Here is a 22,782-nt window from a genome sequence, read left to right as displayed (position 1 = left end):
TGCCACCCGGGTCACGCCGCCGGTCACGCCACCTGAGCGCGGGCATCCAGCACCTCGTCCAGTGGCGCCACCGCGACTCCGGCGTCCAGCAGTTCGCCACGGATGCGCCGCGCGAGCTCCAGCGCGGCGGGGCCGTCGCCGTGCAGCTGGACGCAGTCCGTGCGGACCGGCAGGTCCGTGCCGTACCGGCTGGTGATCACCCCTTCGGTCACCATCCGGACGGTCCGGCGGGTGACCTCGTCCGGGTCGTGGAGTACGGCGCCGGGTTCGGACCGGGACACCAGGGTGCCGTCGTCCTCGTACGCCCGGTCCGCGATGCCCACCATGGCCATCCGCAGACCGCGTTCGCGCGCGACGGCCGCCATCTCGCCCTCCTGCATGAGGATCACGAGGGACGGGTCGAAGGCCTCCACCGCGTCCGCCACCGCCTCGGCGTAGTCACGCCGGACGACCACGAGGTTGCCGAGGCGGCCATGCGGCGCCAGATGGTTGACGCGGGTGCCGTGCGCGCGGGTGAACGCGGACAGCGCCCCGATCTGGTACAGGACGTCGGTGCGCACCTCGTCCGGTGTCAGGTCCATCGCCCGGCGCCCGAAGCCCACCAGATCGGGGAAGCTCGGATGCGCGCCGACACCGACGCCACGCTCCACGCAGGCACGCACCGTCGCGTCCATCACCCGCGGATCTCCCGCGTGGAATCCGCACGCGACGTTCGCCGAGGTGAGCAGATTCAGCAGCTCGGCGTCATTGCCCATGGTGTAGGACCCGAAACTCTCTCCGAGGTCGGCCACCAGATCGACGACAGGCACAGCGAGGCTCCTTCCCGCAGGGGTCGGGACGGCGTCCGACCAGGTCGGACGCTCACACGAACCGGCCCGGCAAGGGACCGTGTCCAGCTGGACACTAGGTCCGGCGCGGCCCGGGAAGAAGAACACATCAGGAAGACCCATGGCTGTAGTGCGGTTCCCGATGGCTCCCGCCGGACCGCGCGGCGTCGCCGTCGGAGTCGGCGGTGCCCACCTCACATCGGCGACGCCGGGGGAGCCGCTACTTCGCGTACCACCCGCCCAGGGTGTTCGGTCCGGCGTCCGCCGCTACCCGCAGCGCGTCGGTGGAGCCCAGGAGGGCGGGCGGCAGATAACCGGACCGGACGCCCAGCTCCCACCCGTGCACCTGGACCGCGAGAGCGGCCACGGCGACGGCGCCGACCGGCAGCAGGCTCCTGGGCGAGGGATCGGGTCCCGCACCGTCCCCGTGCTCGGCGAGCCGGGCCACCAGAGCCTGCTCGAAGGTGTGCTGGTCATCGTCGAGCAGCGCGCGCAGCAGACGCTGGTCCGGTGTCAGGCCGCCGACCGCGTCCAGTCGCCGGGCCGCCTCGGCCCGCTCGTCCGCGTCCGGCTCGCACAGCGTCACGGTGGGCCAGTCGCGGGGCAGATGGCCGCTCTCCTCGGTCAGATAGCCGCACAGCGCGTCCATCGCGGCGACATCGGCCGGTTCCGACGTCGAGGTCAGCTTCGAGTACGGCACGCCGTCCCGGATCGCGGGCGCGTAATCCCCGCGCAGCAGCAGCCCGATCACCCGCTGCCATTCCCACACCGCGCCGCTGACCAGGCACATCGCAAACGTATCGAGCCATGTCCCGGCCGTGGGTGCCTGCTCGGCGACATCACGGAAGTCGATGTCCTCACTGCTGAGCCGCTCGCCGATGAGCGGAAATTCGATCTCCTGGTCGCCGCCGGGGAAACAGCCCACGCTCAACACGCCCAGGGAGCACTCCGCCGCGGTCCGCAGTGCCGCGCGCGACAGCTCGTCGCCGAGGGCGGGGTCCTCGACAGCACGGGCGGCGACGTGGTCGAGGAGTTCGTCCCGCATCTCCTTCATCCGCTCCGGGGACGGATCGTCGTAGCGCAGCCCGTGCCACCGCCCCAGGGTCCGTCCCGCGATGTCGTCGAGTGCCTGGGCTATACGCCCTTCACCGACCGCGTGGCACGTCACTTCCCGCATCGAACGCCAACTCCTCTTGATCCTCTGGCTGGAGGTGGCACGCTAACAGCGGCATCGGACAGTGGGGGCCGTCGTGTGAGCAGCCGTCAGCACCCGCTGCCCGGGCGGCGGGAGATCACGCGCCCGTGGCCACCGCCACGCCCAGCAGGAGCAGGACGACGCCGGTCGCCACGCTCAGCCTCCGCTGGACCGCCGGGCGGGAGACCAGGGCGCGCCCCCGGTTGACGAGCCAGGTGAACAGCAGATACCAGCAGGCATTGACCAGGGCCCACAGCACGCCGAGAGCGGTGCTGGCCAGAAAGACGGGCCCCGTGGTCGTGACGAACTGCGGCAGCACCGACACGGCGAACACCCCCGCCTTGGGGTTGCCGAGGCACGTGCCGAGTCCCATGAGGTAGCCGCCCCGGAAACCGCCTCGGCCCGCGCTCACACCGGCCGCGCCCCCGGCGTCACCGACGCCCGGCGGAGCCGAGCGTGCGGCCAGCAGCGTCCGCACCCCGAGCGTCACCAGCACGATGCCGCCCACGATCCGGACGGCGGCGTAGGCGCGGGGGCTCGCCATCAGGACGGCCGACAGCCCGGCGGCCGCGGCCACGGACCACAGCACGAGCCCGGAGGCGTTTCCGGCGATGGTGCCCCTGGCGCCGCGCAGGCCGCCCGCCAGCACCTGGCGGACCATGACCGCTTGCCCCGCGCCCGGCAGCATGGCCAGCAGCCATGTGGTGAGCAGGAACGCGGGCAGGTTGCTGAACACGCGAGGCCTTTCCGGAGCATCGGTTCGTTCGGACGTCGTCCAGCCTCGCTCACCAGCGGACTTAAGGGAACTTAAGAATCATGGGCACAGCATTAAGCTGATTACATGCCCGCACCCGTGGACCCCGGACAACTGCGGCTTCTGGCGTTGATCCAGGAGCTCGGCTCGCTGACCGCGGCGGCTCAGGCGCTGCGGCTCACTCCCGCCGCCGTCACCCAACAGGTGGTCAGAGCCGAGCGCGCATGGCAGGTGCCGCTGGTCGTCCGCGGCCCGCGCGGAGCGAAGCTCACCGAGCCCGGCGCGCTGCTCGCCGGCCACGGGCGGACCATCGACGCGGCGGCGGAGCGAGCCGCGACCGAGATGGCCGCGCTGCTGGGCCATCTGTCACTGCGGCTGCGCGTCGGCGCCTTCCAGGCCGCCGCCCTCCACCTGGTGCCACCGGCGCTGATCGCGCTGCGCCACCGTCATCCGGACGCGGACGTCTCCGTCGTCGACGTGATGTCCATCCGCGGCCTCGACGAGCTCGTCGCCAGGAGGCTCGACATGGCGGTCGTCGCCACCTGGGGCCCGGCCCCGGCACTGCCCCCGGAGATCTCCCCCCACCGGCTGCTGCACGACCCCATGGTCGTGGTGCTCCCCGACGACCATCCGCTCGTCGCCGCGACACCACCCGGCGCCCCGCTGCGCCTGGAGCGGCTGCGCGACGAATCCTGGGTCGCGATCCTGGCCGGGCACGTGGCCCGTGAGCAGTTCGACCGAGCCGCGGACGAGGCGGGCTTCACCCCCAGGGTCCGCTTCGAGACCGAGTCCTACGACGTCGCCCAGGCCCTGGTCGGCGCGGGCAGCGGGGTGGCCCTGGTCTCCCGCCTGGCGCTGACCGACACCCCGGGAACGACCCACCGCGAACTGATCCGGCCAAGGCTGCACCGCGAGATCCACGCGCTGACCCAGGCCGACACCGCCCTCACCCCGCTGGTGGACGTGTTCCTCGGACTGCTGCGCGACGTCGCACACGAACGCACCACCACCTGGCACGAGCCCCCCGCGAGCGGCTGACGTCACTCGGCCGGGCGCTTTCGAAGGCCCTGTTCGAGAACCGCCGGGAACGTTGACGCACCAGCCGCCACGGTCTACCTTCTGATCGATCCGCCGAACTCTGTTCGAAATACCGATCGAAATACCGGCACCATCTGGTGTCCGGCCACCTCTCTCATGCCGTTCGCCCGGCTCATTCATGCACCTCCCTTGGAGACCAAGATGAGTGCGATGCTCCGCCCCGGCCCCCAGCCGTCCCGCCGCCGCTTCCTCGGCATGGCCGCCGCCACTCCCCTGGCGGCGACCGGCGCCCTGGCGCTCGGCGCCGGAACAGCCCACGCCGCCGACTCGGCCTATGCGATGTGCTACTTCACCGAGTCGACCAGCCTCGGCGAGGGCACCGACTACGGCCTTCACCTCGCCGTCAGCGCGGACTCCCTCGAATGGACGCCGCTGAACCAGAACAACCCCCTGGTCACCCCCACCGCGGGCGCCCTCGGTCTGCGCGACCCGTTCCTCCTGCGCAAACGGGACGGCACGTTCGTCGTCCTCGCCACCGACCTCAAGGGGACCGACTGGAGCTACAACAGCCAGTACATCCACGTCTGGGACTCCGCGGACTTACGCACCTTCACCGGCTACCGGCGGCTGAAGCTGCACGGCATGACCACCCACAGCTGGGCCCCCGAGGCGTTCTGGGACGCGGGCAGAGGGCAGTACGCGGTCATCTACTCCTCGGTCGACTCCAGCGGCCACAACGTGATCATGGTCAACTACACCACCGACTTCGTCACCGCCTCCGCCCCGCAGGTGTTCTTCGACCCCGGCTACGACGTGATCGACGGAGACATGGCGGTCGGCGTGGGCGGCTACAACTACCTGTTCTTCAAGAAGAACCAGACCCTGGTGGCGGCCCGCTCCACCTCCCTGAACCCGGGCAGCTTCACGGAGTTCGGCGCCGGTGTCGCCCACGGCGGCACCGAGGCCCCGACCGTCTACAAGTCCCTGACCTCGAACGCCTGGTATCTGTGGGGCGACACCTACACCCCCAACGGGGTCTTCTACGCCTGGCGGAGCACCGACCTGGCCTCCGGCACCTGGACCGCGCTCGACCAGAAGACCTACGCCCAGCCCGTCAACTCCAAGCACTGCGGCATCACGACGATCACCACGGCCGAGTACAACAACCTGATCGCCCGGTGGGGCGCCCCGGCCTGGAACCGGCTGAAGTCGTACAACTACCCGGCCCGTTACATCCGCCACTCCGACTATGTCCTGCGCATCGACCCCATCTCCACGACGACCGAGCGCCAGGACGCGACCTTCCGCGTCGGCTACTGAACCGTCCGGGTCGCGGTCGCGCCGAAATCCCCTACAGGTGTGTGACGCAGACCACCTGAGCCCGCGGCCCGCCACGCCGGCCACCTCCGCACCCCCGGGTGCGCATCGCCTCAGCTCACGTCGATGCCGATGAGACAGGTGTCGTCGTCGGTGTCGGAGCGCGCGTGGGTCAGCAGGACGTCGAGGTGCTCGCCGAGTTGCGGGGTGGCGGCGCCGACGGTGGCCAGGAGCTGTTCGAGCGCCTTCTCCACGGAGCGGTCCCGGCGTTCGATCAGCCCGTCGGTGTACATCAGCAGCCGGTCTCCGGGCACCAGGCCGAGCAGGTTCTCCTCGTACTGCGCCTCGGCGACCGCGCCCAGCAGGATGCCGCCGGGCAGCGGCAGGGCCGCGGCGGTGCCCTCGTGGATCAGGACCGGGGGCGGATGACCGGCCCGCGCCCAGGCCAGCACGCGGGTCTGCGGATCGTAGACGCCACAGACCACGGTGGCCGTGACGTGTTCGGTGAGGTGGTGGGCCACCGTGTTCAGCCAGCCCAGCAGCTGGGCCGGTCCCGCGCCCGTCGCGGCGAGACCGCGCAGCGCGTTGCGCAGGACCACCATGCCCGTCGCCGCCTCGATGCCATGGCCTGCCACATCGCCGACCGCCAGCAGCACCTTCTTATGGGGCAGGACCACGGCGTCGTACCAGTCGCCGCCCACCAAGTGCCCCTCCTCGGCCGGGCGGTAGCGCACCGCCACATGCAGTCCCGCGATGGCGACCGGCGCGTGGGACGAGGGCATGATGGCCCGCTGCAGCTGGAGGGCCAGCCGGTTGCGTTCCGCGGCGTGCTCCTCGGAGTCGGCGAGCTGGTCGCGCGTGGCCGCGAGCGCCACCTCCGTCCAGTGCTGGCTGGAGCAGTCCTGGTAGGCCCCGCGCACCGCGAGCAGATGCCCGGCCGGATCGGTCACCGGCTCCGCGACGACGCGGATGTGCCGGACGGCTCCGTCGGCCCGCTGGAGCCGGAACGCGGTCGAGGCGGAGTGCCGGTGGTGCAGAAGGGTGCGCAGGAAGCGGCCGATGGCCACGGAGTCATCGGGGTGCGCGTGGTTGTTCAGCCGCTCCACCGGCACGGGGGACGCGGTGGGCGGGAGGCCGAAGAGCGAGAACAGATGTCTGTTCCACAGGATCTCGCCGCTGACCGCGTCCTCCTGGAAGCCGCCGATCCGGCCGAGCCGCTGGACGTGTTCGAGCAGGGCGGCAAGCCGTGCCGCCTCGCCCTCCGGCCGCCAGCTCAGCACCACCGCGTCCCCGTAGCGGCCGATGCCCACGGAGACGATCCAGGTCAGGGACACATCGTCGACGAGGACACGCAGGGCGAACCGCTCCGCGCGGAACGGCCGGCCCGTCGCGTGGACCCGCGACACGTGCTCGTAGAGACCGCCTTCGCTGGCCGTGAGGGGGTACGCCTCCAGCAGCCGCATACCCGTGATCATGGTGCGGGGGCGGCCCGCCGGATCGGCGAAGCGCTCGTTGACGTAGGCGATGGAGAAGTCGGCCACCTGGTCGTGGTCGTCGAGCACCGGCCGCAGGATCAGCACCGGGTCGAGCAGGCCGTCGGCGAGATCCATCGCGGGACCGGCCGGGAGCGCCGTATCGGCGGTGGTACCGGCCGCCGTCTCCGCCGTGCCGGGCAGGGCGTGGGCGCACAGCTCGGCCAGTGCGTTCAACTGGCGGCCGACCGGGGCGGACAGCGGGGGCCGCGGGTGGGGCCAGCACACCTCCAGCACACCGAGGACGCGGCCGCCCAGCTCGGCCGGGAGTATGGCACGGGCACCGTCGCTGCCGTGGCGCGTTCCGATGGCCGCCACGTCGGTGGGCATCGCCGCGAACCACCGCGTCCGCCGCTCGGCCATGGCGCGCTGAGCGGGCACCCGCAGGCCCGGCGGGACGAACCGCCACCGCTCGGCCTCGCCGCGCGGAAAGCCCGCGTGCCCGGCGAGGGCCAGCGCGTCGCCGGACACCACGGCCCACAGCGCCACCGCGCTCACTCCGAGCGGCGCGAGCACCTGCTCGATCAGCGTGTCCACCACCGTCTGGGGGTCGCCGGTGAGCGAACCGGCCTCGGCCGCCCGCAGCCGCAGGACGTCCGGAGGGCTGTGGTGTGCGCCGCCAGGCCCCTGCGGTGCGCCGAACAGCGCCCGGGCGACCGTGTCCCCGGCCGCCCCGTCGACCACGTCGGCGGCCAGCTCCAGAAGCGGCTGCCCGGCGGCCTCGGCCAGCTCCTCCAGATGGCGGGCGGCCCGTGTCGGGCCGCCGTGGCCGCGTTCGACCAGGATGCCGGTGGCGATGCCGATCAGGGTTCGCGCGTCCGCGGCCTCCTGTACCGCGGTGAGTTCGCCGCGCAGTCGCTCGACGGTGGCCGCAAGCGCGTTCAGACGCCGTTCACGCCCGCTCACCGGTGCAGCCAGCGGCGCACGCAGGCCACGAGCTCATCGGCGTCCAACGGCTTGGTGATGTAATCGCTGGCCCCGGCGGCCAGCGTCTGTTCCCGGTCGCCCGCCATGGCCTTGGCGGTCACCGCGATGATCGGCAGATCGGCGTACTCGGGCATGGCCCTGATCGCCGCGGTGGCGGCGTAGCCGTCCATCTCGGGCATCATGATGTCCATCAGCAGCAGCTCGACCATCTCGTGGCGGGACAGCATCTCCAGCCCCTTGCGCCCGTTCTCGGCGTGCAGGACGCGCATGCCGTGCAGCTCCAGGATGCCGGTGAGCGCGTAGACGTTACGGGCGTCGTCGTCCACGATGAGCACCCCCCGCCCGGCGAGGTCGCCGTCCGCGCCCGCGTGCGCGGCCCCGGCAGCGGCGAGAGCCGGTACGGAGGCGGACGGCACCAGGGGCAGGACGTCGGCCGGATGGTCGGCCGTCAGATGCAGCACGACGCGCTCGCGCAGCTCGTCCAGGCTCGGCAGCAGCTCCCATGGCTCACCCTGGAAACGGTCCGTCAGCCGCCGGTTCCACGGGGGGTCGAGCCGCCGGGTGTGGTGGGCCAGGACCGGCACCTGCCGGGCGGCCGGTACGCCGTCCAGCTCGTCGAGGAAGCGCAGGGCGGCCTCGTCGGGCATGTCGAGGCCGAGGACGACGCAGTGGCACAGCTCGTCGGTGAGCGCCGCGACGGCCTCCCGCGGATCGGCCACGGTCCGCACCCGCACCGCGCCGGTGGCCTTGCCACCGGCCGCCAGCTCGGCCACGGCACTCTCGACCAGGAGCGACAGCAGCCCGTGCGGCCGCTCCTCGACCACCAGCAGCAGGCGCTGCTCCGCGACACCGGCGGCCTGCGACGCCGGGAAAGGCTCCTGCCCGTCCTCGCCCCGCGGCGGGTCGGGGAGGCGGAACCTGCCGACGGGCAGGTAGAACGTGAAGGTGCTGCCCTCGCCGAGGGTGCTGGCGGCGCGGACCGCCCCGCCCAGCAGATGGGCGATCTCCCGGCTGATGGACAGGCCAAGCCCCGTGCCGCCGTACTTGCGGCTCGTGGTGCCGTCCGCCTGCTGGAACGCGGCGAAGATGGCTTCGAGCTGCTGCTCGGCGATGCCTATGCCGGTGTCCACCACCCGGAACGCGAGCGCGGGCCCCTGGCCGCGGACCTCCCGGGGCAGATCGGATTCCGCGGCGGGCGCGATGCGCAGCTCCACGCAGCCGGATTCGGTGAACTTGACCGCGTTGGACAGCAGATTACGCAGCACCTGGCGCATCCGGGAGTCGTCCGTGACCAGTTCGGCGGGGACGGCGGGCGAGACGCTGATACGGAAGTCGAGGCCCTTTTGCGCCGTCATCGGCCGGAAGGTGGCCTCCACATAGTCGAGCAGCCGCTGCAGCGGCACCCGCTCGGGCTCGACGTCCATCTTCCCGGCCTCGACCTTGGACAGATCCAGGATGTCGTCGATCAGCTGCAGCAGATCGGAACCCGCCGAGTGGATGACGCCCGCGTACTCCACCTGCTTGGGCGTGAGGTTCCGGGCCGGGTTCTGCGCCAGGAGCTGCGCGAGGATCAGCAGGCTGTTGAGCGGGGTACGCAGCTCATGGCTCATATTGGCCAGGAACTCCGACTTGTACTTGGAGGCCAGCGTGAGCTGCCGGGCCCGTTCCTCCAGCTCCTGGCGGGCCTGCTCGATCTCCCGGGTCTTGGTCTCGATGTCGCGGTTCTGCGCGGCCAGCAGGGCGGCCTTGTCCTCCAGTTCGGCGTTGGAGTTCTGCAGTTCGTCCTGGCCTACCTGCAACTCCTGGGAACGCGCCTGGAGCTCGGCGGTCAGCCTCTGGGACTCCTCCAGCAGCTCATCGGTCCTGGCGTTGGCCACGATGGTGTTGACGTTGACCCCGACGGTCTCCATGAGCTGATCGAGGAAGTCCCGGTGGACCTGGGTGAAGCGGCTGACCGAGGCCACCTCGATGACGCCGAGGATCTGCTCCTCGACCACGATGGGCAGGACGAGGAGGCTGGACGCCTCGGCCGCGCCGAGTCCCGAGGAGACGGTGACGTAGCCGGGCGGGAGCTGCTCGATGGCGATGGTGCGGCGGCTGCGGGCCGCCTGTCCGACGAGCGACTCGCCGAGCCGGAACCGCACCGGGCGCTCCCCGGAGTCCGCGGCGGGCAGTCCGTAGGAGCCGAGCAGCCGCAGTTCCACCCCGTCCGGGGCCTCGTGGGCGAGGTAGAAGCCGCCGTACTGGGCGCCGACCAGCGGGGTCAGCCGGTCCATGACCAGGTCGGCGACGACCGTCAGATCGCGCTGGCCCTGCATCAGCCCGGAGATGAGGGCGAGGTTGGTCTTGAGCCAGTCCTGCTCCTGGTTGGTCCGGGTGGTCTCGCGCAGGGACTCCACCATGGCGTTGATGTTGTCCTTGAGCTCGGAGACCTCGCCGGAGGCGTCCACCGTGATGGAGCGCGTCAGATCGCCCTCGGCCACGGCGCTGGTGACCTCGGCGATGGCCCGGACCTGCCGGGTCAGGTTCCCGGCCAGTTCGTTGACGTTCTCGGTCAGCCGCTTCCAGGTCCCCGAGACGCCCTCGACCTCGGCCTGACCGCCGAGCCGCCCTTCGCTGCCCACCTCGCGGGCCACGCGCGTGACTTCGGCGGCGAACGAGGAGAGCTGGTCCACCATCGTGTTGATGGTGGTCTTCAGCTCCAGGATCTCGCCCCGCGCGTCCACGTCGATCTTGCGCGTCAGATCGCCCTGCGCCACCGCCGTGGTGACCTGGGCGATGTTGCGGACCTGGTTGGTCAGGTTGTTCGCCATGGAGTTGACGTTGTCGGTGAGGTCCTTCCAGGTGCCCGCCACATGGGGCACCTGCGCCTGGCCGCCGAGTATGCCCTCGGTGCCGACCTCACGGGCCACCCGCGTCACCTCGTCCGCGAACGCCGAGAGGGTGGTCACCATGGTGTTGATCACCCCGGCGAGCGCGGCCACCTCGCCCTTGGCCTCGACGGTGATCTTCTGCGACAGATCGCCGCGGGCCACCGCCGTCGCCACCTGGGCGATGGACCGCACCTGACTGGTGAGGTTGGACGCCATGACGTTGACGTTGTCGGTCAGGTCCTTCCAGGTGCCCGAGACGCCCCGGACGGTGGCCTGGCCACCGAGGTTGCCCTCGGTGCCGACCTCGCGGGCCACCCTCGTCACCTCGTCGGCGAAGCCCGACAGCTGATCGACCATCGTGTTGATGGTGGTCTTCAGCTCCAGGATCTCGCCCCGCGCGTCCACCCGGATCTTCTGCGACAGATCGCCCTGCGCCACGGCGGTGGTGACCTCGGCGATGGACCGCACCTGGGCGGTGAGGTTGTCACCCATCACGTTGACCGACTCGGTGAGGTCCTTCCAGGTGCCCGAGACGCCCTGGACATCGGCCTGGCCACCGAGCCGTCCCTCGGTGCCGACGTCGCGGGCCACGCGCGTGACTTCGGCGGCGAACGAGGAGAGCTGGTCCACCATCGTGTTGATGGTGGTCTTCAGCTCCAGGATCTCGCCCCGCGCGTCCACATCGATCTTGCGCGTCAGATCGCCCTGCGCCACCGCCGTGGCCACGCGCGCGATCGACCGCACCTGGGCGGTGAGGTTTCCGGCCATGGAGTTGACGGAGTCGGTCAGATCCCGCCAGGTGCCGCCGACGCCCGGCACCTGGGCCTGGCCGCCGAGGATGCCCTCGGTGCCGACCTCACGGGCCACCCGCGTCACCTCGGCCGCGAACGAGGACAGTTCGTCCACCATGGTGTTGATGGTGTTCTTCAGCTCATGGATCTCGCCCCGGGCCACGACCGTGATCTTCTGCGAGAGATCGCCCTTGGCCACCGCCGTGGCGACCTGGGCGATGTCGCGCACCTGCGTGGTGAGGTTGCCCGCCATGGCGTTGACGGAGTCGGTGAGGTCCTTCCAGGTGCCGTCCACCCCCGGTACCGCGGCCTGGCCGCCGAGACGGCCCTCGGTACCCACTTCCCGGGCGACCCGCGTCACCTCGGAGGTGAACAGCGACAGTTGGTCGACCATGCCGTTGAAGACGGTGGCGATCTCCCCCAGGAGGCCGTCCCGGTCGGTCGGCAGATGAGTGCCGAAGTCGCCGTCCCTGACCGCCGTGAGACCGACCAGTAACTGCCGCAACTCCGGTTCCGCGACCGTGCCGACACCACGTCCCTTGGCCGTGCGCGGCACCGCGCGCTGTCCCGCGCCGGAACTCGCCACCATGGTTCTCCGCCCCTCGAGTAGCGGTCCCGTCTCACCGGGCGCCTCTGAACGAGAGACCGGCGAGCCTACGGCCCGGGAGTGATCAGACGCTCCGAAGCGTCATACTGCCACATTTGCCGTCCGGCAACTATTGACGAACAGGCCCGCCCACCCAAAGGCTGACGCGTTCGAGCGCCACCGTGACAGCGATGAGCGGAGGTACCGAAGATAATTGTCGTACGACAACTGTTGTCGCAGTGACGCATAGAATGCGCGCGCGGTGATCACAGACATCGCCGCACCTCCGGCGCGTTTCAAGAAGCAGGACGATGTGGACAAAATTTCTATGGTCGAGCAGGCGCTGCACACAGCCGCACCCCACGCTCTGCTCGATGTCGTCACGGCCGCCCTGGCGGAGCAGTACGGCGCCGAGCGGGTCGAGCTCCGCATGGTGGACTACGGGATGCGGTCACTCCAGACCGTGGGCCCGGAGCCCCGCGGCGCGGAGCCGGTGCCCATTCAGGGCAGCCCCCAGGGCCGCGCCTTCGGCTCCCAGGAACCGTGCGTCACCCGGCACCCCCGGCACGACGCGGTGACCGTGCACCTTCCGATGACCATCCGCGGCGACCGGATGGGGGTGCTGTCCGTACGGCTGCCGGCCGAACATGACGCCCGGCCACAGATATCCCGCCTCCAGGCGGTCTGCGCGGCCCTCGGCCGCGAGATCCTCGTCGCCGAGCGCGACACGGACCTCTACCTCCTGGCCCGGCGCGCCACCCGGCTGACCCTGGCCGCCGAGATGCAGTGGCAGTTGCTGCCCGGCCACTCCTGCGCACGTCCGGAGTTCTCGCTCGGGGCGCATCTGGAGCCCGCGTACGCGATCTTCGGCGACAACTTCGACTGGTCGGTCTCCGCCGACCATCTGACGCTCGTCCTCACCAACGGCATGGGAGAGGGCATCGAGGCGTCGCTGCTGACCAACCTCGCCATCAACGCCCTGCGCAACGCCCGGCGCGCGGGCCTCGACCTGTGCGATCAGGCCAGCCTGGCCGACCAGGCGGTCTACGCCCGCTACCGGGGCGCGTGCTATCTGTCGGCGCTGCTGCTGCAGTTCGACCTCGCCACCGGGGACGTGGAGGTCGTCGACGCGGGGTCGCCACGGATGTGGCGCCAGCGGGAGGGCGCGGTGGAGTCCGTGCGATTCGACGCGCAGCTGCCGCTCGGGATGTTCGAGGACACCGTCTATGTCGGCGAGCACTTCACCGCCCGCCCCGGCGATCGCCTCCTGTTCGGGAGCGACGGGGTGTACGAAGCGCTGTCCCCGTCCGGCGAGAACTACGGGGAACGGGCACTGGCCCGCGCCCTGGGCAACACCCGGCTGCTGCCGCCGACCCAGGTACCCCAGGCGATCCTGCATCAGCTGGCCGGCTTCCGCTCCGAGAGTCCGCTCGACGACGACGCCCTGGTGGTCTGCCTCGACTGGTACGGGCGGAAGGAGCGGAGCGGATCGGGCGAAGGGGGCGCGCCGGAAGGGGATTTCCCGGGGATCGTTGCCATTTGACAACTGTGCCCGATTGACAACAATCTAGGAGCGTCGCGCCGCAATTCCTTCGGCGCTCGGAGCGTCGCGCCGGACTCCTCCGGCGCACGCGGGCGGCAGCCGATGACAGACGGGGGCGGGCGGTGGCGCACCGGACGGACAGGCATGCGCGCCCGCGCCGGGCGGCGCGCTCAGGCGAACCGGACCGCTCCGTCCGCGGCCTCCCGCTGATGGCCCGACTCCGTCTTGTCCACGGCCTCCTGGAACCCCGTCAGCCCTTCCAGCAGCGCCTTGCGGGCGGTCGGCGTCATCGCGGCAATGGCGGCCAGCAGGGCTTCCTCCCGGCGGGCCCGCAGCTCCAGCAGGTACGCCTTGCCATGGCTGGTCAGCCGCAGTTCGAGCTCCCGGCGGCTGACGGGGCTGGGCGCGCGCTCCACGAATCCGAGGGCCTGCAACCGGTCGCACAGACGGCTCACGGAGGAGGGCGCCGAGCCCAGAAGCTCCCCGAGCGTGCGGAGGTTGATACCCTCCTCGCGCTCCAGGCTGTACAGCACCCGCAGCTGTGACGCCGACACCGGAGACGAGGAGACGGCGTCCCGCCCCCGCTCCCACAGCACCTCGAGCGACTCGATCACCTCGCACGCCATCTGAGCAGCGTCGCGGGACCGACGGTGAGAGGGTGCCGGATTCACGCCCATAACAGTGCACTCCGAATCAGCGTCTTCGGCGCCTTCGTGCCGACCCGGCGCCTTGCTCCCTCCGCAACCATATCCCCGGTCCGGCACCCGCCCCCCTCGGACCTGTATACGGCCGCGCCGGAGACCCCTTGGGTAGGGTGGTACGGGCCTCCGGCCGCTCGTACGGAGTTGTCCGGGGCCGGGGCCGGGCCCTGTCCTTCCTCGATCGGGGTGACGCCGTGGTGACCGCCGAAGCCGTCGCCGGTCCCTTCACCCACCCTGCCCTCTTCTACCGGAACGACGAGGACTACCTGGCCGGGACCCTGCCCTTCGTGCTCGACGGGCTGCACGCCGCCGAGCCCGTCGCGGTGGCCGTGCCCGGCGCCGCCCTGCGGCTCCTGCGGACCGCGCTGGGGCGGGACGGCGAGCGCGTGCGGTTCCTCGACATGACCGAGGCCGGGCGCAACCCCGGGCGGATCATCCCCGCGGTGCTGCGGGACTTCGCCGACCGGCATCCCGGCGGCCGGGTCCGCATCATCGGCGAACCCATCTGGGCCGGTCGCACCGCGGCCGAGTACGGCGCGTGCGTCCAGCACGAGGCGCTGATCAACCTGGCCTTCCTCGGCCGTGCGGTCACCATCCTGTGTCCGTACGACACCGGCGGGCTGGACGCCGACGCGCTCGCCGACGCATGGCTGACCCACCCCGTGATCATCGAGAACGGCCAGGAGCGCCCGAGCCACGACTACGCCCCCCAGCGCGCCATCGCGGCCCACAACGAGCCACTGCCCCCGCCCGCCGGGATCGCCGCCTTCTCCTTCGACGCGGACCGTCTGCCCGTCGCCCGTGAGTTCGCGGTCACGGCCGGTGAACGGCTCGGCCTCACCGGTCAGCGCCTGGGTGATCTGGCCCTGGCGGTCGCCGAGCTGACCACCAACAGCGTGGTGCACGGTGCGGGCCGCGGCACGGTGCGGGTCTGGGCACGGGCCGGACAGGTGCTGTGCCAGGTCGAGGACGGCGGCCGCCTCAGCGACCCCCTCGCCGGGCGCCGCCCGGCCCCACCCGGCCAGATCGGCGGCCGGGGCCTGCTCATGGTGCACCAGGTGGCCGACCTGGTCCGCGTCCACACCGGCCCGAACGGCACCACCATCCGCTTCCACCTCGGCCGGTAGCCCCTTTACCCGAGGCCGTCCCAGAACGCGCAGTGGTGGCGGAGCCGCACCGTGTGGGTGGGGACGACGCGGTCCGGTGCGAGGGACAACGCCGTCTGCCGGGACCAGTGCGGGGACGACGGGCCGTTCGGGTCGGCGGTGCGGGCGAAACGGGTCCAGTAGTCGATCATGGTGTCGGCCAGCCGGTGCTGCGCCGCGGTCAGGTCGCGCGGTCGGCCGCCCAGGTCGAACAGGTAGGGCAGTTCGCTCGCGTGTGGTGCGCCGAGCGGGAACGGCGGGGCGCCCGGGGTGAGCGGCGGGGCGTGTTCGTCGGCGAACTCATAAGACCAGACGGGTACTTGGGCGGCGAGAAGGCGACCGGTGTGCGCCGTCGGGCAGGCGAAGTCGGCGTCGCCGATGACCGCGCCGAACACCGGGCCCCCGTCGGTGCGGTGCACCGGGTACTCGCGGACGATCGCCTTCGCCTGCCCCGGGGAGGGGAAGAAGGTGGCCGCGACGTCGGGCCAGGTGCCGGGAGTGACGGGGTTACCTGCCTGGACGATCCCGGCGGCCCAGCCGTTGCCCTCGTCGTGATTGCCGCCGAGGAGCACGGGGACGCGGTGGAAGCGGCCCGCGGCGATCGCCGCCGCGGGATCGCGCGGCAGCAACGGGGTGGCGTAGGCGGGCTGTTGATCGGTGTCCTGCGCCGCGAGCAGACGGGAGACGTGCACGCGCCGCAGACAGGCCAGGACGTCGCGGGCAGAGCCGCAGCCGACCTTCGCCGCGAGGTCCGTGCCCGTGGCGCGCGCCGTGGACAGGGGGACGGAGGACGGGGCGAACGGCCGGTCGGGGCGGCCGGTGCACGGGCCGCTCTCGATGACCGCCCGGTCGAAGAGCCCCTCGGCGGCGGGCGAGGCGAGCTGGGCGCAGACGCTGTAGCCGCCCGCCGACTCACCGGCCAGCGTCACCTTGTGCGCGTCGCCGCCGAAGGCGCCGATCTCGGCGCGGACCCAGCGCAGCGCCGCCTGCTGGTCGGCCAGGCCGAAGGTGCCGGAGCCGGGCAGCCCGCCGTGGGCGAGGAAACCGAGGGCCCCGAGACGGTAGTTGACGGTGACGACCACGACGTCGCCGCGGGTGGCCATGCGGTGGGCGTCGTACGAGCTGCCCGTCCCGGTGGTGAAACCGCCGCCGTGCAGCCACACGATCACCGGCCGGGGGCGGGCCGGTGCCGCGCCGTCGGGTGTCGTGACGTTCAGGTGGAGGCAGTCCTCGTCGGTGCTGCCGCCGGGCACCTCACCGGCGGCCTGCGGGCAGGCGCTCGCGGGACGGGTCGCGTCCCGTACCCCGGACCAGGGAGCCGCGGGGCGGGGCGGCGCCCAGCGCAGCCTGCCGACCGGGGGCGCCGCGTAGGGGATGCCCTCGAAGGTGCGGTAGCCGTCGTGGGCGGCGCCCCGTAACGGGCCGTCGTGGGTGCGTACGGTCGTGGCGGCGGCGGGCCGGGCGGGCCCGGTCGGCGGCCCGGCCGGTGGTCCCGCGGACCAGGCCGTCGTGAGCACGGCGGTCAGGGCGCAGCCCAGGGTGGTCAGGACGCGGTGCATGGTCATCGTCTCCCCGTTCGGTCAGCTGCCGCCCATGCCGCCCTGTGCGGCGATCATGGTCGTCGGCAGCGCGCGTACCGCTTTCTCCAGTCCGGGCGCGAGGGCGGCGAGCTGCCCCGTGCAGGCGTTGATACGGGCCCGGAAAGTCTTCTGGTCCTGCCGGGAGACGACCGCGCGGATACCGCCCGCCGAGGCCAGCGCCAGCAGCGCGGCGTCGGCGGCGGGGAGCTCCCGCACGGGGCCGTCCCCGTACAGCGCGGCGGACACGCGGGCGCGGAGTGCGGCGGACACGGTGGGGTCCGTCACGGTCAGCCGCCGGGTGCCGAAGCGGGTGCGGGGCGCCGTCACGGTGAGGAGCCCGGCCGCGGCGAGCCGGTCCTCCACCTCCGTCAGGGTCCGCTTGCGGTGGCGACGTACGAGGTGCTTCCAGCCGTGCCCGTCGGCGGCGTCGCGCAGAACGCCGTCCAGGACGGGGTCGCCGGTCGGTTCCGCTCCGGACACGGCGACCGCACCGGCCACCTCCCCCAGCCGGCCGCGCAGCGCGAGGTCGGCCAGGGCGGCGGCACGGACCAGCAGCTCCGTCCGGGAACGGTCGTACGGGCCTTCGGCCGCGTCGTCGTGGGCGAGCAGATACATGAGGCAGGCCAGGTCGTCGGTCACACCTCGACGCTATGGCCGGCCACCCCGGCCACGGATCGGCCGCAAGAACGGACCGGCACTGGGAACACAGGAGGACCGCGGCCCGGCCTCCTCCTTGAGGAGGAGCCGTTCCGGCGCCGTCAGGGGCGGCGCGGCGCCACGAGTCCGTGGTCGTAGGCGGCGACGACGGCCTGGACGCGGTCGCGCAGGCCGAGTTTGCGCAGCACCGCGGTGACATGGTTCTTGACGGTGGCCTCCGACAGACGCAGCCGCTGGGCGATCTCCGCGTTCGACAGCGCCTGCCCGATCAGGGTGAGCACCTCCCGCTCACGCCCGGAGAGGTCCCGCAGGGAGGGCGGCGGCGCCGGGTCGGCCGTGCTGCGCAGGAACCGGTCGAGGACGCGCCGCATCACGGTCGGCGCCAGCAGGGCGTCGCCGCGTGCGGTGAGGCGGATCGCGTCGACGAGATCGGCGGGGCGGATGTCCTTCAGCAGGAAACCGCTCGCCCCGGCCCGGAGGGCGGCGACGACGTGCGCGTCCACGTCCCAGGTGGTCAGCACGAGCACCCGGGCCCGGCTGCCGCTCTCCGCGATCTGCCGGGTCGCCTCGATACCGTCCACGACGGGCATGCGGACGTCCATCAGCACCACGTCGGGCGCCAGTTCCCGCGTCAGCCGCACCGCGTCCCGGCCGTCGGACGCCTCACCGACCACCTCCAGGTCGTCCCGGGCGTCGATGATCATGCGGAACCCGGTACGGACCAGCAGCTGGTCGTCGGCCACCACCACGCGCAGCGTCATGACACGCCATCCACCGGCAGCCGCGCCGCCACCTCGAACCCGCCCTGGGGCAGCGGACCGGCGCGCAGGGTGCCGCCCACGAGCCGGGCGCGCTCCTTCATCCCCACCAGGCCCCGTCCCGCTCCGGCCGTGGCCGAACCGCCCTGCGCCGTACGCCCGTTGTCGACCACCGTGATCTCCACGCACTCCCCTTCGACCGTCACGCGCACGCTCACCTCGTCGGCCCCGGCCGCGTGGCGCAGCGTGTTGGTGAGGGCCTCCTGGACGATCCGGTACGCCGCCAGGTCCACGGCGGCAGGCAGCCCGTCGGTGGCGCCCGCGCGGCGTATGTGCACGGTCATCCCGGTCGCGCGCACGGTGTCGGCCAGCTCCTCCAGGCGCGCGAGCGAGGGCCCCGGCTCCCGCCGCTCCCCGGCCGGGTCCTCCCCCTCATCGGGTTCGTCGGGCCCGAACGCCCGGAGCAGCAGCCGGAGTTCACCGAGCGCCGAGCGGGCGCCCGTCTCCACGGCCCGCAGCGCCTGCCGGGCCTGTTCGGGCCGCCGGGTGAACACATCGTCGGCGGCGCCCGCCTGGATGACCATCACCGACAGGGTGTGCGCCACGACGTCGTGCACCTCGCGCGCGATCCGCGCGCGCTCCTCCACCACGGCCCGGCGCGTCTCGGCCCTCATCCGTGCCTGCTGCGCCGCGCGCCACTGCCCCGCGGTCCACGCCAGGACGACCGCCAGCAGATAGACCGCGATCCCCGCGGGGCCGCCGCCCGCCCCGAACGCCAGCGGCGCGGGCAGGCACATCGCCGCGAGCGCCCGTACCGACACCCGCCGCGGCCTGGTGGCCGACACCACGCACAACGCGACCTGCGCCGCGAGCAGCGCCCCCGTCAACGTCACGGCGGGCAGCAGCGCCCACACCGCGAGCCCGGTCGCCGCGTTCACGGCCAGTACGGCCAGTACGGCGGCCGGGGCGCGGGCCACCCACCTCAGGGCGCAGACCTGCGCCAGGACCAGGGCCACCGCCATGGCCAGCCGCCCGCCATGCCCCGCACCGGCGACGAGCACCGACGTGCCGAGGACGGCGAGCACCAGACCGGCCGACCCCCACCACAGCGCCCGGGCCGCCCGGGGCGACAGCTCGCCCCGCGCCTCCCCGGCGACGGCGTCGTCGGGCCGTCCGCTGCTGCGTTCCACGCCCCGACCCTACCCAGCGGCGCGGCCCTGGCCTGCCCATCCCTCGTCCGCTCCCTCCGGCGCGCGCGACCGGGGCGTGGCTGGTCTGCTGGTTCCGGGGGATTTGGGATGTCGTCCCCGTACCCCGGAGAGATCCAGATGAGCAGCTGTCGCGTCGCGCAGGTCGCTTCCGCCGGTGGTGCGTTGGAGATCGTCGAGCGGGAGGTGCCGCGGCCCGCCCCCTGCCATGTGCGGATCGCCGTGGAGGCCTGCGGGGTCTGCCACAGCGACAGCGTCTTCGTGAACGCCCAGGTCCCGGGCGTGCGGTTTCCCCTGGTGGCCGGACATGAGATCGCCGGACGCATCGACGAGCTCGGTGCGGGCACGGATGACGTCTGGCGGGTGGGCGACCGGGTGACGGTGGGCTGGTTCGGCGGCAGCTGCGGCCACTGCCCGCCCTGTCGGCACGGCGACTTCATGGTCTGCGAGAACCTGAAGATCCCCGGATTGACGTACGACGGGGGCTACGCCGAGGCGGTGATCGCGCCGGTGGACGCCCTGGCCCGGATTCCCGACGCGCTGTCCGCGACCGACGCGGGCCCCCTGGCCTGCGCGGGGGTGACCGCGTACAACGGGCTGCGGCGCAGCTCGGCCCGGCCCGGCGACCTGGTCGCCGTACTCGGCATCGGTGGCCTCGGCCACCTGGGGGTGCAGTACGCGGCCGCGATGGGCTTCGAGACCGTGGCCATCGCCCGCGGAGCCGCCAAGGCCGACCTCGCCCAGCGGCTCGGCGCGCACCACTACATCGACAGCACGGCGGACACCTCCGTCGCGGACGCGCTGCGCTCCCTCGGCGGCGCCAAGGCCGTGCTGGCCACCGCCGCCAACTCCGACGCCATCACGGCGACCGTGGACGGGCTCGCCCCCCGCGGCGAGCTGGTGGTCATCGGCGTGGACGCCACCCCGCTGGGAATCAACCCGACCCAGCTGCTGATGGCAGGCCGGATCGTCCGTGGCCACCCGTCCGGCACCGCGCAGGACGTCCAGGACACCATGGCGTTCAGCGCACTGCGCGGCATCCGCCCGATGGTCGAGACCGTGCCGCTCGACCAGGCGGACGAGGCGTACCGGAAGATGATGTCCGGGGCCGCCCGCTTCCGGATGGTGCTCACCACCCGCTGACGCGCCCCGTCGTGCGGCGCGTGCCGGATCGTCTCACTCCACGTTGACGGTGATCGTCTTCGGGCGCTGATATTCGGTGAGTGCCAGCACGCTCATGTCCGTTCCGTGGCCGGATTCCTTGCGCCCGCCGTGCGGGAGCTCACCGGTCTGTTCCAGGTGGCAGTTGACCCAGACCTCCCCCGCGTCCAGCCGGGTCGCCAGCCGCAGGACGGCGGAGGTGTCCCGGCCCCACACACTGGCGGCGAGCGCGTGAGGCATACCGTTCGCGGCCGCGACCAGGTCTTCCACGGACTCCACCGCCTGCACCGTCAGCACGGGACCGAAGACCTCCTCGACGACCGCGGGGTCGTCCTCGGGGACGTCGGCGAGGATCAGGCCCGGCCGCCAGTAGCCACCCGTCTCGCCGTCGCCGGTGTCCACCGGGGCCTCCTGACGGATACCGGCCGAGCTCGCGCCGACGATGCCGTCGAAGCGGCGTGCCTGGTCGGGATTGTTCAGCGGCCCGAAGTCCCGCCCGGCCCGTCGGCGGCCCATCGCGTCGGACAGCTCCTGCACCGTACGGTCGTAGCACTCCCGCAGCGTCAGCACCCGTGCCGGAGACGCGCAGCTCTGCCCCGCGTTGTACGTGGCCGCCGCCGTCAACCGCTCCCAGGTGTCCTCGGGGGCGTCCGGCAGCACCACCGCCGCGCAGTTCCCGCCCAGCTCCAGGCTGACCCGGCGCAGTCCGGCGCGCGCGACGACGTCGAGCCCGCCCGTACGACTGCCGGTGAACGCGATCGCGTCCACCCCCTGGCACTCCACGAGCGACCGGCCCGTCTCCCGGTCGCCGGGCAGGACGGTGAGGACGTCCGGGCCGAGGGTCTCCCGGGCGTGCTGTGCGGCCAGCAGCATGCTGTCCGCCGTCGTCTCGGCGGGCTTCACCACAACGGTGTTCCCCGCGGCGAGCGCGGGGGCGAACCGCCACACCGCCATCATCAGCGGGTAGTTCCACGGCACGATCGCCGCGACCACTCCGAGCGGCTCCCAGCGCACCCAGCTCTCCCGGCCCGGCAACCGGTGCCCGCTGCCCGGCGTCAGGTCGCTGCGGATCGCTCCCGCGTAGAAGCGCACGAGATCGATGCCCCCGGCGACCTCACCGACCGCCTCCGGCCTGGGCTTTCCCGTTCCGGCCTGCTCGGCCGCCACGTACTGTTCGGCGTTGTCCTCCATCAGGGCCGCGAAGGCCAGCAGCCGACGCGACCGCTCGCCGGTCGTCAGCCCGCTCCAGCCGGGCTGCGCCGCCCGGGCAGCGGACACCGTCGCCCTCACCGCCCGCCGGTCGGCGGCCGGTGGCGCGGTGCGGGGGAGGCCGGTCCGAGGATCAGTAAGGGCAGCTGAGGCCGACGTGGTGCCCATCGAGATGTTCGACATGGCCTCGCACTACCCAACGGACCGACATTGCACTCTCATTACCATTGGCAGGGCAGGTATTTACCATCGAGGGGAGGGCGGTGCCGGGTCAGCCGAGGGTGAGCAGCTGCTCGTAGAAGCCGCCGAATCCCCCGTCCCGGTCGATGAGATGGATCTCCTGAATCCAGTGGCAGTCGCGCCCGGTCTTGTCGGTGCGGCGCAGCGGGGTGTCGTTGGCGGGGGTGATGTACGACTCGGTGTCCGCGCCGTCGATGGTCTCGTGCGGGAACTCGCCGACCAGGTGTCCGGCGTGCCAGCCGCCCAGTTCCCAGCCGGCCTCGGTGGCCAGCCGTTCGACCTCGGTGTGCAGCTGCTTGCCGGTGATGTGCGGGTCGCTTTCGAAGTGGCGTTTGCCCGCCGCGAAGAGCGTGGCCAGATCGTCCCGCAGGCGGTGCTTGACCGGGTCCTCACCCAGGACGAAGGTCCGCCCGAAGTCGGCCTCGTACTCCTCGAAGATCGGCCCGAAGTCGGCGAACACGATGTCGTCCGCGCCGATCACCCGGTCCGGCGGGTTCTCCCGGTACGGCAGGAGGGTGTTCGGCCCGGAGCGCACGATCCGCTTGTGCCAGTGGCGGGTCGTACCGAACATCTCGTTCGCCAGATCCCGGATGCGGTCGCTGACCGCCCGCTCGCCCTCGCCGGGCGCGACGAGCCCGCGCTTCCCGATCTCAGCGAAGAGCCGCTCCGCCTTCGCCTGGGCTTCCAGCAGCCGTGCCGCGCGTGTTTGTTCGTCATCCGCCATGCTGGCGAACGTACGG

The 22,782-nt window shown here is 72.3% G+C and carries 17 protein-coding genes; 5 read left to right on the top strand and 12 right to left on the bottom strand.

The features are described 5' to 3' along the window. Positions 1–23: 23 nt before the first annotated feature. The 3 genes from ABZ370_RS18720 to ABZ370_RS18710 all read right to left on the bottom strand — a co-directional run bounded on the left by ABZ370_RS18720 (position 24) and on the right by ABZ370_RS18710 (position 2,758). Positions 24–809 (bottom strand): 5-oxoprolinase subunit PxpA, encoded by a 786-nt coding sequence (locus tag ABZ370_RS18720; protein WP_358621826.1) that lies wholly within the window; start codon positions 807–809, stop codon positions 24–26. 238 nt (positions 810–1,047) lie between these two features. Next, the gene (locus ABZ370_RS18715; protein WP_358621823.1) at positions 1,048–2,004 is read right to left on the bottom strand and encodes an immunity 49 family protein; all 957 of its coding nucleotides are present in this window, start codon (positions 2,002–2,004) and stop codon (positions 1,048–1,050) included. Between the two features lie 115 nt (positions 2,005–2,119). After that, positions 2,120–2,758 (bottom strand): LysE family translocator, encoded by a 639-nt coding sequence (locus tag ABZ370_RS18710; protein WP_358621822.1) that lies wholly within the window; start codon positions 2,756–2,758, stop codon positions 2,120–2,122. Positions 2,759–2,863: 105 nt separating this feature from the next. On the opposite strand from ABZ370_RS18710, the gene ABZ370_RS18705 reads away from it, so the two are divergent. Together ABZ370_RS18705 and ABZ370_RS18700 are read left to right on the top strand one after the other, a co-directional pair. Further along, a complete protein-coding gene (locus ABZ370_RS18705) occupies positions 2,864–3,814 on the top strand; it encodes a LysR family transcriptional regulator (protein WP_358621820.1) in 951 nt (316 codons plus the stop codon). A gap of 210 nt (positions 3,815–4,024) precedes the next feature. Next, entirely contained in the window at positions 4,025–5,134 is a 1,110-nt protein-coding gene (locus ABZ370_RS18700) for an AbfB domain-containing protein (RefSeq protein WP_358622272.1), read from the top strand. A 110-nt stretch (positions 5,135–5,244) separates the two neighbouring features. Here the strand turns inward: ABZ370_RS18700 and ABZ370_RS18695 are convergent, their stop codons facing one another. Beyond that, a complete protein-coding gene (locus ABZ370_RS18695) occupies positions 5,245–7,569 on the bottom strand; it encodes a SpoIIE family protein phosphatase (protein WP_358621817.1) in 2,325 nt (774 codons plus the stop codon). Continuing rightward, on the bottom strand, positions 7,566–11,843 hold the full coding sequence (locus ABZ370_RS18690; protein WP_358621815.1) for a HAMP domain-containing protein: 4,278 nt from the start codon (positions 11,841–11,843) through the stop codon (positions 7,566–7,568). The genes ABZ370_RS18695 and ABZ370_RS18690 overlap by 4 nt, the downstream gene beginning before the upstream one ends. Before the next feature lie 310 nt (positions 11,844–12,153). On the opposite strand from ABZ370_RS18690, the gene ABZ370_RS18685 reads away from it, so the two are divergent. Continuing rightward, complete coding sequence (locus tag ABZ370_RS18685) at positions 12,154–13,383, top strand: PP2C family protein-serine/threonine phosphatase (RefSeq protein WP_358622269.1); 1,230 nt, start codon at positions 12,154–12,156, stop codon at positions 13,381–13,383. 170 nt (positions 13,384–13,553) lie between these two features. Here the strand turns inward: ABZ370_RS18685 and ABZ370_RS18680 are convergent, their stop codons facing one another. Further along, the gene (locus tag ABZ370_RS18680) at positions 13,554–14,060 is read right to left on the bottom strand and encodes a MarR family transcriptional regulator (RefSeq protein WP_358621813.1); all 507 of its coding nucleotides are present in this window, start codon (positions 14,058–14,060) and stop codon (positions 13,554–13,556) included. Between the two features lie 218 nt (positions 14,061–14,278). On the opposite strand from ABZ370_RS18680, the gene ABZ370_RS18675 reads away from it, so the two are divergent. Then, the gene (locus ABZ370_RS18675) at positions 14,279–15,211 is read left to right on the top strand and encodes a sensor histidine kinase (protein WP_358621810.1); all 933 of its coding nucleotides are present in this window, start codon (positions 14,279–14,281) and stop codon (positions 15,209–15,211) included. Between the two features lie 5 nt (positions 15,212–15,216). Here ABZ370_RS18675 and ABZ370_RS18670 read toward each other — a convergent pair whose 3' ends face one another. From ABZ370_RS18670 to ABZ370_RS18655, 4 genes are all read right to left on the bottom strand, one after another. After that, positions 15,217–16,794, bottom strand: a complete 1,578-nt coding sequence (locus tag ABZ370_RS18670) for a carboxylesterase family protein (RefSeq protein ID WP_358621807.1) — start codon at positions 16,792–16,794, stop codon at positions 15,217–15,219. Between the two features lie 15 nt (positions 16,795–16,809). Next, entirely contained in the window at positions 16,810–17,448 is a 639-nt protein-coding gene (locus ABZ370_RS18665; RefSeq protein ID WP_358621804.1) for a GPP34 family phosphoprotein, read from the bottom strand. A gap of 119 nt (positions 17,449–17,567) precedes the next feature. Then, positions 17,568–18,227 carry a response regulator transcription factor gene (locus tag ABZ370_RS18660; protein ID WP_358621802.1) on the bottom strand — a complete coding sequence of 220 codons (660 nt, stop codon included), beginning with the start codon at positions 18,225–18,227 and terminating at the stop codon, positions 17,568–17,570. Further along, positions 18,224–19,414 carry a sensor histidine kinase gene (locus tag ABZ370_RS18655; RefSeq protein ID WP_358621800.1) on the bottom strand — a complete coding sequence of 397 codons (1,191 nt, stop codon included), beginning with the start codon at positions 19,412–19,414 and terminating at the stop codon, positions 18,224–18,226. The genes ABZ370_RS18660 and ABZ370_RS18655 overlap by 4 nt, the downstream gene beginning before the upstream one ends. A gap of 138 nt (positions 19,415–19,552) precedes the next feature. Between ABZ370_RS18655 and ABZ370_RS18650 the strand changes: the two genes are divergently transcribed. After that, positions 19,553–20,575 carry an alcohol dehydrogenase gene (locus tag ABZ370_RS18650; RefSeq protein WP_358621798.1) on the top strand — a complete coding sequence of 341 codons (1,023 nt, stop codon included), beginning with the start codon at positions 19,553–19,555 and terminating at the stop codon, positions 20,573–20,575. A 33-nt stretch (positions 20,576–20,608) separates the two neighbouring features. Here the strand turns inward: ABZ370_RS18650 and ABZ370_RS18645 are convergent, their stop codons facing one another. Continuing rightward, a complete protein-coding gene (locus ABZ370_RS18645) occupies positions 20,609–21,970 on the bottom strand; it encodes an aldehyde dehydrogenase family protein (RefSeq protein ID WP_358622266.1) in 1,362 nt (453 codons plus the stop codon). A gap of 103 nt (positions 21,971–22,073) precedes the next feature. Then, the gene (locus ABZ370_RS18640; protein WP_358621796.1) at positions 22,074–22,766 is read right to left on the bottom strand and encodes a M24 family metallopeptidase; all 693 of its coding nucleotides are present in this window, start codon (positions 22,764–22,766) and stop codon (positions 22,074–22,076) included. Positions 22,767–22,782: the final 16 nt, after the last annotated feature.

The organism is Streptomyces sp. NPDC005962 (assembly GCF_040629205.1).
In the GTDB taxonomy this organism is placed as follows: Bacteria; Actinomycetota; Actinomycetes; order Streptomycetales; family Streptomycetaceae; genus Streptomyces.
The sequence above is the reverse complement of the archived record's forward strand: the minus strand, read 5'-3'. Positions and strand labels throughout refer to the sequence as shown.

Bases quoted from the DNA above. Each gene is read 5' to 3' on its own strand.
- ABZ370_RS18640 (WP_358621796.1), bottom strand. From the start codon at position 22,766: ATGGCGGATGACGAACAAACACGCGCGGCACGGCTGCTGGAAGCCCAG.
- ABZ370_RS18680 (WP_358621813.1), bottom strand. From the start codon at position 14,060: ATGGGCGTGAATCCGGCACCCTCTCACCGTCGGTCCCGCGACGCTGCT.
- ABZ370_RS18690 (WP_358621815.1), bottom strand. From the start codon at position 11,843: ATGGTGGCGAGTTCCGGCGCGGGACAGCGCGCGGTGCCGCGCACGGCC.
- ABZ370_RS18705 (WP_358621820.1), top strand. From the start codon at position 2,864: ATGCCCGCACCCGTGGACCCCGGACAACTGCGGCTTCTGGCGTTGATC.
- ABZ370_RS18715 (WP_358621823.1), bottom strand. From the start codon at position 2,004: ATGCGGGAAGTGACGTGCCACGCGGTCGGTGAAGGGCGTATAGCCCAG.
- ABZ370_RS18670 (WP_358621807.1), bottom strand. From the start codon at position 16,794: ATGACCATGCACCGCGTCCTGACCACCCTGGGCTGCGCCCTGACCGCC.
- ABZ370_RS18650 (WP_358621798.1), top strand. From the start codon at position 19,553: ATGAGCAGCTGTCGCGTCGCGCAGGTCGCTTCCGCCGGTGGTGCGTTG.
- ABZ370_RS18645 (WP_358622266.1), bottom strand. From the start codon at position 21,970: ATGGGCACCACGTCGGCCTCAGCTGCCCTTACTGATCCTCGGACCGGC.
- ABZ370_RS18660 (WP_358621802.1), bottom strand. From the start codon at position 18,227: ATGACGCTGCGCGTGGTGGTGGCCGACGACCAGCTGCTGGTCCGTACC.
- ABZ370_RS18700 (WP_358622272.1), top strand. From the start codon at position 4,025: ATGCTCCGCCCCGGCCCCCAGCCGTCCCGCCGCCGCTTCCTCGGCATG.